This window comes from Pseudoalteromonas sp. SG41-1, from assembly GCF_014164575.1.
GTDB classification, from domain to species: Bacteria; Pseudomonadota; Gammaproteobacteria; order Enterobacterales; family Alteromonadaceae; genus Pseudoalteromonas; species Pseudoalteromonas rhizosphaerae.
On the sequence record NZ_JACJFL010000028.1, the window covers coordinates 31,438 to 47,637 of the forward strand.

At 42.1% G+C, this 16,200-nt stretch carries 14 protein-coding genes; 6 read left to right on the forward strand and 8 right to left on the reverse strand.

The features are described from left to right. The first annotated feature begins 49 nt into the window (after positions 1-49). On the forward strand, positions 50-442 hold the full coding sequence (locus H5203_RS14805) for a cytochrome c5 family protein (protein WP_145238413.1): 393 nt from the start codon (positions 50-52) through the stop codon (positions 440-442). Between the two features lie 193 nt (positions 443-635). Further along, complete coding sequence (locus H5203_RS14810; protein ID WP_392352781.1) at positions 636-3,209, forward strand: diguanylate cyclase domain-containing protein; 2,574 nt, start codon at positions 636-638, stop codon at positions 3,207-3,209. A gap of 47 nt (positions 3,210-3,256) precedes the next feature. Here the strand turns inward: H5203_RS14810 and rep are convergent, their stop codons facing one another. Then, the gene (rep, locus tag H5203_RS14815; RefSeq protein WP_145238754.1) at positions 3,257-5,275 is read right to left on the reverse strand and encodes a DNA helicase Rep; all 2,019 of its coding nucleotides are present in this window, start codon (positions 5,273-5,275) and stop codon (positions 3,257-3,259) included. A gap of 113 nt (positions 5,276-5,388) precedes the next feature. Here rep and H5203_RS14820 point away from each other — a divergent pair, with 113 nt between their 5' ends. The 4 genes from H5203_RS14820 (at position 5,389) to H5203_RS14835 (ending at position 7,570) form a co-directional block, all read left to right on the forward strand. Next, positions 5,389-5,661 (forward strand): ubiquinone biosynthesis accessory factor UbiK, encoded by a 273-nt coding sequence (locus H5203_RS14820; protein WP_145238407.1) that lies wholly within the window; start codon positions 5,389-5,391, stop codon positions 5,659-5,661. 112 nt (positions 5,662-5,773) lie between these two features. Then, a complete protein-coding gene (locus H5203_RS14825; RefSeq protein ID WP_149982600.1) occupies positions 5,774-5,980 on the forward strand; it encodes a ParD-like family protein in 207 nt (68 codons plus the stop codon). Next, entirely contained in the window at positions 5,973-6,758 is a 786-nt protein-coding gene (gene map, locus H5203_RS14830; RefSeq protein ID WP_182819915.1) for a type I methionyl aminopeptidase, read from the forward strand. Before H5203_RS14825 ends, map begins: the two co-directional genes overlap by 8 nt. 14 nt (positions 6,759-6,772) lie before the next feature. Then, on the forward strand, positions 6,773-7,570 hold the full coding sequence (locus tag H5203_RS14835; RefSeq protein ID WP_182758653.1) for a helix-turn-helix domain-containing protein: 798 nt from the start codon (positions 6,773-6,775) through the stop codon (positions 7,568-7,570). A gap of 109 nt (positions 7,571-7,679) precedes the next feature. Here H5203_RS14835 and can read toward each other — a convergent pair whose 3' ends face one another. From can to ilvG, 7 genes are all read right to left on the reverse strand, one after another. Next, the gene (can, locus tag H5203_RS14840; protein WP_145238393.1) at positions 7,680-8,339 is read right to left on the reverse strand and encodes a carbonate dehydratase; all 660 of its coding nucleotides are present in this window, start codon (positions 8,337-8,339) and stop codon (positions 7,680-7,682) included. Beyond that, positions 8,339-9,532: a methyltransferase gene (locus H5203_RS14845; RefSeq protein ID WP_182819916.1), complete on the reverse strand. Its 1,194-nt coding sequence runs from the start codon at positions 9,530-9,532 to the stop codon at positions 8,339-8,341. Before H5203_RS14845 ends, can begins: the two co-directional genes overlap by 1 nt. 32 nt (positions 9,533-9,564) lie before the next feature. After that, a complete protein-coding gene (locus H5203_RS14850) occupies positions 9,565-10,614 on the reverse strand; it encodes an ABC transporter substrate-binding protein (RefSeq protein WP_145238387.1) in 1,050 nt (349 codons plus the stop codon). Positions 10,615-10,770: 156 nt separating this feature from the next. After that, a complete protein-coding gene (ilvA, locus tag H5203_RS14855) occupies positions 10,771-12,321 on the reverse strand; it encodes a threonine ammonia-lyase, biosynthetic (RefSeq protein WP_149982595.1) in 1,551 nt (516 codons plus the stop codon). 2 nt (positions 12,322-12,323) lie between these two features. Beyond that, a complete protein-coding gene (gene ilvD / locus H5203_RS14860; RefSeq protein ID WP_145238380.1) occupies positions 12,324-14,180 on the reverse strand; it encodes a dihydroxy-acid dehydratase in 1,857 nt (618 codons plus the stop codon). Positions 14,181-14,295: 115 nt separating this feature from the next. Next, positions 14,296-14,538 carry an acetolactate synthase 2 small subunit gene (gene ilvM, locus H5203_RS14865; protein WP_145238377.1) on the reverse strand — a complete coding sequence of 81 codons (243 nt, stop codon included), beginning with the start codon at positions 14,536-14,538 and terminating at the stop codon, positions 14,296-14,298. Further along, positions 14,535-16,184 carry an acetolactate synthase 2 catalytic subunit gene (gene ilvG / locus H5203_RS14870; protein WP_182819917.1) on the reverse strand — a complete coding sequence of 550 codons (1,650 nt, stop codon included), beginning with the start codon at positions 16,182-16,184 and terminating at the stop codon, positions 14,535-14,537. Before ilvG ends, ilvM begins: the two co-directional genes overlap by 4 nt. Positions 16,185-16,200 lie beyond the last annotated feature (16 nt).

A 16,200-nucleotide genomic window follows, 5' to 3' on the forward strand; every position in this document is an offset into this window, starting at 1 on the left:
CGTCATCTATCGTGATTGATCACGTTCAAATCGAAGTGAGCAAGGCAAAATGAAAAAACTATCAGCAGCATTATTATTGCTAGCAACCACCGCATACGCACAGCCATATGATAACTCTATGACTGAAGATGCGATCAAAAAACGTATCGCGCCTATAGGTGCCGTTTACTTTGAAGGCGATAAAGCAGCAGTTGCTGAAGTGCCAACAGGTCCTCGTACCGGTGAACAAGTTTACCAAGCGGCGTGCTTTGCATGTCATGGTACTGGCGCACTTGGTGCACCAAAATCAGCAGATGACTGGGCTCCACGCTTAGCTAAAGGCGCAGACACTCTATTAAACCATGCAATTAATGGCTTTAACGCAATGCCACCACGCGGTACATGCATGGACTGCTCAGATGATGAAATAAGCGCAGCTATTGATTTCATGAGCAAAAAATAATACTTAATTCTGTACTTTTTTTTATAAAGGGCTGATTTTTTCAGCCCTTTTTATTATAAAAATAAATATTAACCTACCTTTATCACTATTTATTATTATCATTTTCTAATACTATTGTCCGCTTGACGATTCAGCAAAAAAGTGAAAATATAAGACCAATAAATATACAATAATAAAAATCGGTTTAATGTCACTGGAAGATATAACAGCTTTACTACATAAGCTGGAGCATAAAAATAATCGTTTAAAAGCTCTAGTCCAAAAGTATAAGCAATCCCACCACTTACAAAATGCCCTGATCCAATTATCAGAGCAAGCTAGTTCTGTTGCCGAATTAACGCTACTTTACCCTGCGATTCATGATATTTTGCAAGATTATATGCCAAGTAAAAGTTTTTACGTGGTGCTGTTAAATCAATTTAGTAACACCCTTGAACTATCTTACTTTGCTGATGAAAAAGATGGTATATCTGTGCCACTTAATCAAGATAATAATTTTATCCAAGGTGTCACTGGGTATGTGTTTAAGCAAGGTAAAACCACCTACTTCCAAGGTGATGAAATGCAGGCTGCTGCCAACAAGGGGTTATTTAAGTTACTTGGCACACCAGCAGAACATTGGGTAGGCGTCCCGGTATACCGAGAGCAAAGTATTATTGGAGTGCTAGTCGCACAAAGTTACGATAAACAACAAAGCTACTCTGAACAACAAATCGAGCTATTAGAAGTAATGTCGCTCTATTTATCAACAGCTATCGAACGAGTAAAAAAACGCGAACTATTAGAGTCTGAAGTAAAAATAAGAACTCGTGCATTAACACAGAGCAATGAAGCGCTTAACCTCGAAGTAGAACAACATAAAAAAACCCTCGAACGCCAGCATATTTTGTTTAAAATTTCAGAGTTAGCAACGCAAACAAAGCATATCAATGAAGTATATCAACAAGTACATGAAATAATAAAATCAATAACTTACGCTGAAAACTTATACATTGCATTGTATGATCGCGAAACAGGTTGGTTAAACTTTCCGTACTGTGTGGATGAATATAGAGATAATACCCAACCGCGTCCTTTCGCCAAAGGTTATAGCGAATTAGTATTACGTACCGAACAAACTCAGCTTATTGATTGTACTAGAGCACAAAAACTACTCAAGTCAGGCGAAGTCGAGCGACTTGGACAAGTCTCTGACTCAAACTCAGCAACCAGCTGGTTAGGTGCACCATTAAAAACTGCGCAAGGTGTAATTGGCTTAATAACTTGCCAAGCCTACAACCATAAGCATATTTTCAATCAAGACGACTTTGAATTAATTACCTTTGTATCACATCAGATAGCGACTGTATTACAAGCACATTTGGCTGCTCAAGCCTTAAAACAAAGTCATCAACAATTAGAGTTTCGGGTTGCTGAAAAAACCAAAGAGATCCGCCAAACCAATATGCATTTACAAATGCAAATTGAAGAGCGTAAAAAAATAGAGCAACAGCTGTATCATGATGCCCACCACGATCCACTTACTGGCTTGCCTAATCGCAGTTTATTTTTAACCCAATTAGAAAAAACTCTACAGCATTATCAACGTTACCCTGAACAACAGTTTGCTGTGCTGTTTATTGATTTAGACAAGTTTAAGGATATTAACGATCAACTTGGTCACCAAGCTGGTGATCAGTTTTTAATTAGCGTCAGTGAGTCTTTCTCACAATGTATTAGGGAGCACGATTTACTTGCGCGTTTAGGCGGCGATGAGTTTGTTATTTTATTAACTCATTTAACTGATCGTCAACAAGCCGAAGATGTTGCTAAGCGATTAATTGAACTAATGAAAAAACCATTTTGCATGAAAGGTATATGTGTACAAAGTGGTGCCAGTGTCGGTATTACCTATTCGAAAACAAACTACAAGCATACGGATGAAATTATTCGTGATGCTGATGCTGCCATGTATTATGCAAAAAATGCCGGTCGCAGCCGGTTCGAGTTTTACCATCCACTGCTTAGTGCCGGCACCAGCCCGTATGAGTTAGAAACCAGTCATCACTTAGACTCTTTACCAATGCATTTTCGCTGCTCTGAAATTATTACACTTGATGAACAGCATCAGTCAGAGTCGCTACTTGAAGCATTTGGTGAACACCCAGTACTTGGTAGCACTAGTTTTGAAATATTAAAGAAGTTTGCCGCTGATAAAGCACAACAGCTGGAAGTGGAATTACAGTTATTAACTAAAGCGTGTCAACAAATCCAAACGGCACAACTGCAGATGGTGTTATTCCCTTGCTCGGGCTTATTACTGGAAAAAATTGAATTCCAGGCGTTATGCCAAACAATGCAAAACCACAACATAACGAAACAAATTTGTTTATTGTTTAATGAACAAGAGATCCGTTACGCCTCAGCGGTACAAATTAGTAATTTAAAAGTATTGAGTAAACAAGGCTATTCGATTGGCTTAAATGATTTTGCTAAAGATCGCTGCGAACTTAATTTACTATGCGATATTAATTTCGATTATTTATTACTTAGCTCTACCTTTAGTAAACGAGTGTTACAACAACAAAGCTTTGATTTACAACTACAAGGTGTACTAGCAATAACTAAGATAAAACAAATAAAAGTAATCGCGAAAGGCCCTTCAATATTAAATTATAGAGCCTTACTAGACACTCATGGTTTATCACTATTTATTGGTAGGCAGCATGCAATTAGTTCTACAGCAACACTCCCAGCTGACTCTTCGAACGAGCAAATTTTAAATTAACGATATGCGTCGCGGATAACCAGTTTATTATCCGCAGCTCAGATGAACTACTCAGGCTTTTTCAGCATAGCACGTAAATTAGCAACTCTGGCTTGGCCCTTTTCCATTCGTTCGGCTTGCGTATTTGGCGCTTTTTTATTTTCAAATGCTAAATCATCTTGCGGTAGCTCTTGTATAAAGCGGCTCAACTCTGTTTGTGATGTTTCGCCAAATTGACGACGAATTTTCGCATAGGTCATGGTCAGCTCTTGCTGAGCACGAGTGATCCCCACATAAGCTAAGCGACGTTCCTCATCAACGTTTTCTTCATCAATACTTACTTGATGCGGTAATAACCCCTCTTCCATGCCTACCATAAATACGTAAGGATACTCCAAGCCCTTAGAGGCATGCAGCGTTAGTAATTGCACTGCATCAGCTTCATCTTCTTCTTCGTTACGTTCTAACATGTCACGCAACGTTAACTTACTCACCACTTCAGCAAGCGTCAACGGCGGATTATCCGCATCACCTGTGAGCATATCGGTGATCCAACGGTACAACTCAGAAACATTCTTCATGCGCATTTCTGCAGCTTTCGCACTCGGTGATGACTCGTATAAATAAGCTTCGTAATTTATTTGTCTGACTAAATCTTTTACCGCTTCAAGGGTATCACCACGTACCGCATTATCTGACAGCTCAACCACCCAACGTGCAAATCCCGCTAACGAGTTTAAACCGCGACCTTTTAAGCGATAACCTAAGTCATTATCAAAACAGGTGGCAAATAAACTGGCATGTTTTTCATTGGCTAGGGTACCCAACTTTTCCAGCGTAACTGTGCCTATTTCACGGCGCGGAGTATTCACAATACGTAGAAACGCATTGTCGTCATCTTGATTCACCAATAAGCGCAAGTACGCCATTATATCTTTGATCTCAGAGCGTGAGAAAAACGACATTCCGCCACTGATCTTGTAAGGTATTCGGTTACTCATTAACGACTTTTCAAAGCCACGCGCTTGGTGATTACCACGGTATAAAATAGCATAATCTTTATAACTGGTGCGTTTCATAAATTTATGCGAGATGATCTCAGCGACGACCCGCTCTGATTCATGCTCTTCATCACGACAGCCAATCACTTTGATCGGCTCGCCATTTTCTAACTCACTAAACAGTTTTTTATCAAATTCATGAGGGTTATTGGCAATCAAGATATTAGCAGCTTTTAAAATACGCTTCACACTGCGATAGTTTTGCTCAAGCTTAATGAGCCGTAAACCTGGAAAGTCTTTGCTTAATAACACTAAGTTTTGTGGTCGAGCACCGCGCCATGAATAGATTGATTGGTCGTCATCACCTACCACGGTAAAACGCGCACGCTCACCCACAAGCAACTTAACTAATTGATATTGACTGGTATTGGTATCTTGATATTCATCCACCAGCAGGTAACGGAAACGTTGTTGCCAACGCTCACGCGAGGTTGCATTATTGATCAGTAATAAGGTGGGGATCATGATCAAGTCATCAAAATCCAAAGCATTATAGGCGCGTAACTGGGTTTGATAACGCGCATACAATTGCGCAAATAGCGCTTTTTGTGGCTCTCGCGCTTCGCGAATCGCTTGCTCTGGTAAAATAAGCTCGTTCTTCCAGCTGCCTATTTGCATTTTTAATAGATTGAGTAAATCTTTGTCTTTTTTTAGCTCTTCTTCAGTTAAGTCAGCAATTAATTGCCCGGTATCTTGATCATCAAATAATGAAAAGCCAGGTTTAAAACCCAGCGTTGTTAGTTCTTTTTTAATGATCTCAAGGCCTAAGGTATGAAAGGTAGATACCCACAAGCCTTTTGACTCTTTTTTACCTAACGTTTGAAAAACTCGCTCGCGCATCTCTTTCGCCGCTTTATTAGTAAAGGTCACCGCGGCAATATTACGTGCTTGATACTCACATTTTTGTACTAAGTAAGCGATTTTATTAGTAATTACACGAGTTTTTCCTGATCCCGCCCCCGCCAGCACTAGGCATGGACCACTAATATATTTTACCGCTTCATCTTGTTTAGGATTGAGTTTCATATCGACCAAAGAGATTGCATTAAAGACGGGCAATTTTAACGTAATCACTACAATACGCCTAGCCAATAAGGTAACATTAGCCATTATCATTTACGCGACAGTAAGGGACAGACATGATCAACCCAGCAAAACTTGAAGAAATTGCCAAACAGATTTCCAGTAACATGCCGCAAGGCGTTAAAAACCTTGCCGATACGTTTGAAGCGAAAACCAAACAAGCTATTCAAAATAAGCTTGCTGAGATGGACTTTGTCAGCCGTGAAGAATTTGATGTACAAAGCCAAGTACTAATTCGCACCCGCGAGAAGCTCGTTGCATTAGAAGCGAAAGTTGCACTACTTGAGCAACAACTCAGTAGTAATAAGCAAAGCGAGCAACCCGAATAATACCGTTTTAGTTATTACTTCAGGCAGCTTCGGCTGCCTGATTTGTTTTACGCCTTGCATACACGCGAACACCTATATACGATACGTATACGTTTTATATATAGGCACTGTTATGGGTATCGTAAAAATCAGCGATCAACTGCACGAAGAGATCCGCAAAGCCAGTACCACTATGGTACGATCTATAAACTCTCAATCTGAATACTGGATAAAGATAGGCATGCTAGCTGAGCTTAATCCAACCATGACCTACGCCGAAATAATCAAACAGCAACTTGCACAAGCCGATGTAACAGCTGGAGAATCTTTGCATGAGTGAAATAATTATTAAAACTCCCGCACAAATAGAGCTAATGCGTGAGTCTGGTCGCCTACTGGCAAAGGTGTTTGCCTATTTAGATCAACAGGTCAAAATCGGCATCACCACAATGGAGATCAATGATTTAGTAGAGCGCTATATTGTTGATGAACTTGCTGCACGTCCTGCCAGCAAAGGCCAATACGATTATCCTTATGTGTTAAACAGCTCAGTAAATGAAGTAGTCTGCCATGGTTTTCCAGACTCTAAACGCGCATTAAAATCAGGCGATATCGTCAATTTAGATATTACCCTTGAGAAGAATGGCTTTATTGCCGATTCAAGTAAAATGTATATGCTTGGTGAAGTGTCTCCGTTGGCCAAGCGCTTAGTCGAAAAAACTTATCAAGCAATGTGGCAAGGCATCAAGCTCGTAAAACCGGGAGTGAAGTTAGGCGATATAGGCAACGCTATCGCTAATTTTGCCCATACTAATGGCTATAGCGTTGTACGTGAATACTGCGGACATGGTATTGGCGAGCAAATGCACGAAGAGCCGCAAGTTTTACATTATGGTAAACGCAATACCGGCGTTGAACTTAAAGAAGGTATGACCTTTACCATTGAGCCGATGATCAACCAAGGGGCGGCAAAAGTAAAAACTAAGCCGGATGGCTGGACTGTGGTTACTCGTGATAAAAAGCTTTCTGCGCAGTGGGAGCACACCATTGTCGTCACCGCTGACGGCTATGAGGTACTGACTTTACGCGAAGAAGAAATCGCTATTGCGACGATATAAGTCAGGTTAACACCATGGCCATTTTATTAGTAAATGATCCATTGCCCCATTTGAGCTTTCAAAAATTCGCACCCGATCAACGCTTAACTGATTGGGTGCAGTGTTATTGGAAAATAGGTTCAACAACCACACAAGCAGCACAGTTATTTAAAGAAAAGCTCTACCCTGATGCAGGCGCAAGCCTAACAATTAATTTTAGCAATGCGACACCCGTTATTACCTTCGCATTTAATCGTCAAACGCAGGCAACAACTTTCAGCAATCAGGATTATTTAGTCAGTATTCGTTTTGCGCCTACTGGTGCTTATCACTTATTAGGTATAACGCTACACGAGTTAGCTGAAGAAAATTATCTACTCGGTGAAGATTTTACCCCAAGCTGGTATCACAGTTTAATAGCATGTGTTGAACAAATGCAAAGCAGTCCACTAACCAGCCAACTGTATTTACTCGAGCAGTGGTTACTCAGCCAAGCAATTAGCAATCAACTCGTAAAAAGCAATACCATTAAAGTGATCAAGCAGCTTATTCAACTCAATAATTCCACCAGCTATGTAGGCAAACAACTTGGCCTGACACGTCGTACTCTTGAGCGCCGCTTAAAAAAAGAAGCCGGGGTTAGTCCAGCTCAATTACAGCAATTTTACCGACTAAAAGCCGCACGCACGCTTCTAGCTGACAGCCAAACACCGATAACAGATATAGCCTTGCAATGTGGCTATTATGATCATGCTCACTTTTGTCATGCCTTTCATAATTTTACTTTTGAAACACCACTGCAATATCGCAAGCGAAAAACACCGAAAGTATAGAGGGTGTTTTCACCACACAAAAAACACATCGACTTAGCCTTTAAAACTAAGATTACAATTACTGAAGGTAGCCCGTGCCCAGATAGGACGCAGTGCTTAGGTTACGTACTTATTCTACTACGTAACGTTCAAACACTTTAAGCCCAGCACTTTTATAGTTAACATCAACTTCATCGGCACAAGTAACGACTGACTCTAAGTCGTGTAAGTGACCGTTTGCTAGACCATAAACCCAACCATGAATAGTCAACTCTTGGCCACGCTGCCATGCTTCTTGGACGATATTAGTACGGCATACATTGCGTACTTGCTCAATTACATTCAATTCAATCAAGCTATTGAGACGATCTTTTTCTGCGAGTGCATTGATCTTTGAGGTGTATTTTTCTTTTACATCACCGACGTGACGAAGCCAGTTATCAATTAAACCAAACTTAGCATCTTTGAGTACTGCCTGAACACCACCACAGCCATAGTGACCAACAACCATAATATGTTTAACTTTTAACACTTCAACGGCGTACTGCATCACTGATAAGCAGTTATGATCGGTATGCACCACCACATTCGCCACATTACGATGAACAAATAGCTCACCCGGCATTAGATCAACGATTTCATTAGCCGGTACGCGAGAGTCCGAACAACCAATCCACAAGTATTCTGGGTTTTGCTGCATGGATAGAATTTTAAAAAATTCTGGATCATCTTTACACGTTCGTTCAGCCCAGCGTTTATTATTTTCAAATAAGTTTTTTAATTTTCTCATTACATCTCTTTTCTGTCTTTGACGGTAGCTTGGATCAAGATATTACGTGGCGTTAATTGTTTTTCGCAAAACGTCTGCACACTGACTTGATAACCTTGTTGTTGCAAATATAAAGCACGATCGAGCACAAGCCAAACCTCAATTGCTCTTCTAAACACATGACGGACCAGTTCGATACGTTCAGTGACTTTTTTGCGCATTTCGCCTTTTTTTAAAAATGACTCATAATCAATACCTTGTGGTATATCTAGCGCCTTTTTCTCCGCGGCCCATGCACAAAAAGCTTTAAATGAATCTGAAAAAATAGCTTTGTTAACTGAGGGCACACTGACGTAGTTTTGTTCGCTGGTGAGACTTTTGCGTAAAGCATCAAAACCCAATCGCCATTGCACTTCAGTTTTACGAACTTTATCTACCCGAGAAGGCGCTGTCACCGTCTCTTGTAGTGCTAATTTTAAATCACGATGCGTTAACTGCAGTTGACTACGCTTACCGGCATCGCTCATAGCTTGATAATCATTCGGGGTGAATAAGTGATAGCAACACGGCGATAGACTGATTTTTTGCGTTTGCGCGCTAGCCGCGTTACTCATAAACGTCTGATGTAACGCTCCGCAAGCATGCAGCGCTACGGCATGTTGTGCTTGTTGAAAATACTCAGTTACATCATCTTTAAGTACATCTGCTTGGCTAAAGTGCATGGCTAACCCTTGTTGCAGAGCACTTTGCTGACCTTGTTCACATAAATGTTGTTGCAGTTCGATGCTGTGCACACTCGGCGCACGGTTAAATGCCAGCATACGTCCTAAATGGCCTTTACCCGCACACCATTCTAATACAGGTAATTGTGATTCTTGGCCAAGCGCACAAACAAAATCTTGCAGCTGCGCAAACTTGCGCCCTTTAATACCATTGCTGATCCAAAACGGATATTCGCTACGCGTAGTAGAGGCTTGAGGTAAGTAACACAATGTAGCTAAGTTATTGACTACGGGAATATACGGGCTAAAAAATTGATACAAGGCATCTTGATTGCTATCGAGATCGGCAACTTGTTGATCGCTCAACAGCGTTAATGGTTGTTCTAATTCAGGCCATGGCAGCTGATCAAAATCGAATGCAGTGCATTGCCAATAATGGCGAGTACTATGTAATAAGTTATCTAGGGCTGTAAACTGCTCAGCAAGGATCATGTGATTTTAGCGATGGTCATTTCATTTATGCATTATACGCTTTTTCTGAACATCAAGCGTAAATAAAGTGGTATAGATAACAAACTAATTATAATTGCCGCAATAAGCATCCACGACATTTTAATTTGTTCAGGTTCAACATACTGGTAAATAAAGCCATCTTGCGCCTGATTAAATTCGTCTTGCTCAATCCCGTATAGGTCAGCAATCAACCGCCATTTCGCTATCGACATAGATCCTAAATTAGTGCCAGGTGGTAAAATATAATCACTCAATACTTCAGCTTCATAGGCAAGCTGAGAAAAGCTTTTATCAGGTGCGTATTGGTGTTGAGTTAATGCAATTGTTTCATCCATATGCATCATTGCATAGCGCCAGCCCTTTAAGCTGGCCTGATAAAATGCTTCAACTGTTTGCGGGTGTTGTTCGAGCATATTTTCTGTGGTGTAAAGAATATCGCTATACACATTAATTCCATACTTCTGCGGGCAAATAAGTCTATAGTCGATGCCTTGCTCACGCATAATATACGGCTCATTAGTCACGTACACTTGCATCGCATCAATACTCCCAGCTAACCAATCCGTAGTGCTGTTACCACTTTCATAAGAAGGTAAATTATTCGTTTGGATACCACTGCGTTCGAGCATTACCAATAATTCGGCATTTTCTTTGCGGCTGATACTGCTAAGACGCTTATTGACAAAATCCCGAGGATGAAAAATATCGGAGCTTTTTTTTACCATCCAACAATAAGGAGAAAATTGTAAAATAGCAGCCATTGCCACCAAGGGTTTACCTGCGATCCGTTGCTGTAAAATACCTGAGTGCCCGACCCCGAAGTGAGCTTGGCCAGCCAACACTTTACTAAAGGTATCTGGGTTCTCAGGATCTGCTGGTAAAATAGTGACGTTTAGCCCTGCCGCTTTGTAAAAGCCTTGTTGCTGAGCCATATAGTAACCAGAAAATTGAAATTGATGCGTCCACTTTAGTTGTAAAGTCACATCCGCTGCCGCAACACTTTGCCCGCTAAGTATCAGCAGAGCAGCATAAAGCTGAAATTTCAGTCCTTTTAATGACAAATCGTAATCTAATTAGTTGGCTAATATTGCTATAACTATAAACCCAAGACATTGAGTTTGCAAAGAGACAAAAAAGCACCTCAATTGAGGTGCTTGCTTATACTAAAACCACTTCAAGCTACAGAATTCGTATCTTCTGGTGGTTTGGGTATATATTTAATTATTAACCGCTTGCACCCTATCGATGGGACGTTGAGTAGTTAAAAATTGGGTAAAACACGGATTCAGTGTTTCATCTTGCACACTGTAACCTAAGCGATTTAAATGCTCGTTGAATACCTCATACTGACTAGGCTCAATCGCAAACCCTGCTAATACATTGCCCATCGAACCACCATGATTCCGATAATGAAACAAAGTAATATTCCAATTGCTGCCTAAAGTATCTAAAAAGCGCGCCAGTGCGCCTGGATATTCAGGAAATTCAAAGCGTAATAACCGCTCATGCATCTGCTCAGGTGCTTTACCACCAACCATATAACGAACATGTAATTTAGCCAGTTCGTTATCTGATAAATCACAAAATTGATAGCCATTGGTGGTTAAATCAGCTGTGAGCTCATCTAACTCTTGCTGACCTTGGCGCAGTGCAACACCAACAAATATTTGCGCTTCACCAGGGCCTGCGTAACGGTAGTTAAATTCAGTAATTGCGCGACCACCTAATGAGGCGCAAAACTGTTTAAAGCTGCCTTTTTCTTCATTGATGGTTACTGCTAACAACGCTTCGTTTTTCTCTCCCAGCGCAGTACGCTCAGCCACATAACGTAAGCGGTCAAAGTTTAAGTTTGCGCCAGATAACACAGCTGCTAAATGCAGCCCTTTTTGGCCTGTTTGCTGACACCATTTTTTCAGCCCAGCCGTTGCCAGCGCACCTGATGGCTCAGCAATCGCACGGGTTGAAACAAAAATATCTTGCATCGCCGCACATATTTCATCACCGGTTACAGTGACTACTTCATCACAAAACTTTTGCGCTAAGCGAAAGGTTTCGGTACCAATAATTTTTACCGCAACACCATCGGCAAAACTGCCAACCCGTTCAAGCTCGACGGGTTTGCCTGCTGCAAGTGCCGCTTGTAAACAGGCACTTTCATCAGCTTCTACACCGATTACTTTGATATCTGGGCGCAATGACTTTATATACACGGCCATACCAGCAAGTAAGCCACCACCACCAACTGGAATAAATACCGCATCAAGTTGATTAAGCTGCTGCATTAATTCACGTGCAACCGTGCCTTGCCCTACAATCACATCAGGATCATCAAATGGAGGAACAAATATGCCGTCGCGCTGCTCAGTAAGTTCCAGTGCATAAGCTTTGGCAGCATCAAAATGATGACCATGCAAAACCACTTCGCCACCAAGCGCACGTACCGCATTGACTTTGATTTCAGGGGTCGTCACTGGCATTACAATCGTTGCTTGATGCCCTAAGTGTGATGCACTGAGCGCCACCCCTTGAGCATGATTACCAGCTGAGGCGGTGATCACCACTGAACCGGCTGGCAGTTTAGCCAGTTTGTTGTATGCACCACGCAGTTTAAACGAATAAACTGGCTGCTGATCTTCGCGCTTTAGCCATACTTGATTACCAAGACGAGCACTGAGTTCAGCCATTTCGCTAACCTCAGTAACTTTTGCCAGTGGTTCCATATTAGCCTGGATAATAGCGCGAAAATAATCGAGCTCTTGAGAAACCATAATTAACTAAGCTCCTCCAGTTTGGCTAAATCACGCACCGCGCCTTTATCAGCACTGGTTGCAAGTAGCGCATACGCTTTTAGCGCAGATGATACATAACGTTCACGATCGAGTGGTTTGTACGCTTGTTTACCACGAGCAAGTTGCTTTTGCTTACGCGCTTCAAGTTCTTCATCTGTTAACGCTAACGTGATTTCGCGGGTAGCGATATCGATAATAATTTTATCGCCGTTTTCAACGTAAGCAATGGCACCGCCACTGGCCGCTTCTGGTGAAACGTGGCCAATTGATAAACCTGACGTACCGCCCGAGAAGCGACCATCGGTTATAAGTGCGCACTGCTCAGCCAAACCTTTTGATTTTAAGTAACTGGTTGGGTAAAGCATTTCCTGCATGCCAGGTCCGCCTTTCGGTCCTTCGTAGCGAATAACGACTACGTCACCGGCTTTTACTTCGTCATTTAAAATGCCTTCAACTGAATCGTCTTGTGATTCATACACCACGGCGGTGCCTTCAAAGTGTAGCATTTCATCAACCACACCCGCGCTTTTCACAATACAACCATCAACAGCTAAATTACCCGATAGTACCGCCAGGCCGCCATCTTGGCGAAACGCATGTTCAACGCTACGGATACAACCATGTTCACGGTCATTATCGCCTTCATCCCAACGACATTCTTGGCTCATTGCTTTGGTGGTACGAATGCCCGCAGGTCCCGCTCGGTAAAACTTTTGCGCTGCTTCGTTGTTTGGATCAGTGGCATCCCATTTTTTAACTAGCTCTGCCATAGTCATGCCAGCAACATGGTTTACCGACAGATCCACTAAGCCCGCTTTGCCAAGCTCGCGAATTATTGCCATCATGCCACCTGCACGATGCACATCTTCAATATGGTATTGCGCGGTTGCAGGCGCTACTTTACATAAGAAAGGTGTTTTACGAGATAACGCATCAATGTGCGACATATCAAAATCAACACCGGCTTCTTGCGCGGCGGCAAGTAAATGCAATACGGTATTTGACGAGCCACCCATAGCAATATCAACCACCATGGCATTCATAAACGCGGTTTTATTAGCGATAGCACGCGGCAAGACTTCTTTATTATCTTTTTGGTAATACTCACGGCATAAATCAACAATTCGTGCACCGGCTTCGACATACAGTTGTTTACGATCTTTATGAGTCGCAAGTGTAGTGCCGTTACCAGGTAGTGCGAGGCCAATTGCTTCTAATAAACAGTTCATTGAGTTGGCGGTAAACATGCCCGAACACGAGCCACAGGTAGGACATGCTGAGCGCTCTACTTGCTCTGAGTCAGCATCACTTACTGATTCATCAGCACCTTTTACCATGGCATCAACTAAATCTAGTTTGATATCAATATTGGCAAGCTTAGTTTTACCGGCTTCCATTGGGCCACCAGACACAAAGATTACTGGAATATCTAAACGAAGTGCCGCCAGCATCATTCCTGGGGTGATTTTGTCGCAGTTAGAAATACAGATCATTGCATCGGCGCAGTGACCATTTACCATGTATTCAACTGAGTCAGCAATTAAGTCGCGCGATGGTAATGAATACAACATACCGCCGTGGCCCATGGCAATACCATCATCAATGGCGATAGTATTAAATTCTTTTGGCACACCACCCGCTTGAGTAATGGTTTCTGCCATAAGCTCACTGAGTTGGTTAAGGTGCACATGACCCGGTACAAATTGCGTGAATGAGTTTACAACCGCAATAATCGGTTTGCCAAAATCGCTATCTGTCATTCCTGTTGCACGCCATAATGCACGAGCACCTGCGCGCTTTCGACCTTCAGTTGTTGTTGCACTTCTTAATTTAGCCATAGTTACCTCAGTGTTTGCAGTTACTTATAATATGTAACTGACATCCTCATTCTTAAATTTTTATTGCTAAGGGGAAAAGACCCAATAGCCCTGTTGATTTAGTTTTTACAGCAAACTACATTGCTTGCTGTTGTAAATTTTCTAGTGTTACTTGCTTAACGTCCACCAGCTTATTGAGCTGCGTGGTTAATAAGTGAATTGGCTTATCACTGTCGACCGTCATAGCCACATGGTAATGACCATCATCCATATTCAATTGAAAATGGGTTAAATCAAAACCACGATGACGAACTACACGCAAAAAGCGCTCAACGGCGATACTTTGATTTTTTAAAGCGACTGTTAAACTGTGTTTCATTTTCCACTCTCCGTCATCATTTCGTCATTCGCGGCACCTGGCGGTACTAGCGGCCAAACATTTTCTTTATCGTCGATACAGGCATGTACTATATAAGGACCTTTACTATTCACTAATGCTGTAATTGCATCATCAACTTGGTTAGCGTGGGTGATCGTTTGCCCAGCGATACCAAATACGGCAGCCAATTGCACAAAATCAGGGTTATCTGATAAATCAGTTTCAGAATAACGCCCTTCAAAAAATAACTCTTGCCATTGACGAACCATACCTAAACGTTGGTTATCTAAAATTAATATTTTTACCGGTAAATTGTTACGACGAATAGTGGCTAACTCTTGAATGTTCATCATGATTGAACCATCACCAGAAACAGTGATCACAAAATCATTTGGTCGAGCTACTTGCGCACCAATGGCCGCAGGTAAACCAAAGCCCATAGTGCCTGCACCACCACTACTTAAGTGGTTGCTTGGATGACTAAACTTCATATGTTGTGCCACCCACATTTGGTGCTGGCCTACATCACAACACACAACGCCTGTACTTGGCATCCGCTGGCTTAGTTGGCTTAATAAATACGGGGCATATACTTTTTCGCCCGGATAGTCATAGCGCCATGCATGTTCAATCATCATCTCTTTGGCATGATCACGCCATGCTTGTTCAGTTACAAAGCACTCTAATTGCGGCAATGAGGTTTTTAAATCAGCAACTAACGATGCTTTAGCTGGTTTACGCTTACCAATTTCAGCAGCATCTATATCTAAATGGATCACTTTTGCTTTAGCCGCAAACTTGCCTAAATTACCTGTTACACGATCATCAAAGCGCGCACCGATACATACGAGGACATCACACTCTTGTACCGCTAAATTTGCAGCTTGGCCGCCATGCATGCCCAACATACCTAAGTTATATTCGTAATCAGGTAATACACTGCCCAATGCTTTTAGCGTTGAAACCGCAGGCATTTGGGTTTTTTCTAAAAATTGCATTAGCTGTACTTGCGCATCAGCCGCCTGTACACCGCCGCCTACATAGGCAACAGGCCGTTTGGCTTCGCTTAATAGTTGGTTAGCAATAGCCACTTGCTTTAAATCTAACACCGGTAAGTAATCATCAGCCGCAAGCCAAGGATGAAAAGGCACTTGCGCCATTTGAATATCTTTTGGTATATCTACTAACACAGGGCCTGGACGACCTGATTGCGCTAAATGCATGGCTTCTTGCAGTATTTCGGCTAAATCTTCAGGACGTTCAACCATATAACTGTGCTTAGTGCAGGATAATGACATACCTAATACATCAATCTCTTGAAACGCATCAGAGCCAATGGCAGCAGTTGGTACTTGGCCTGTGATCGCAAGTAATGGCACTGAATCCATCATCGCATCAGCAAGCGCGGTGATTAAGTTAGTAGCCCCAGGGCCTGAAGTCGCAAAACACACCCCAAGTTTACCCGTGCTACGAGCAAAACCAACAGCAGCAAAACCTGCACCTTGCTCATGACGAGTGAGATAATGTTTAACCGGCGCACCATACAGCGCATCGTAAATTGGCATGATTGCCCCACCAGGGTAACCAAATACTTCTTTTACGCCGTGTTTGGCTAATAAATCAATTGTTAACTCTGCGCCTGTCATTAAATAATCCTCATTC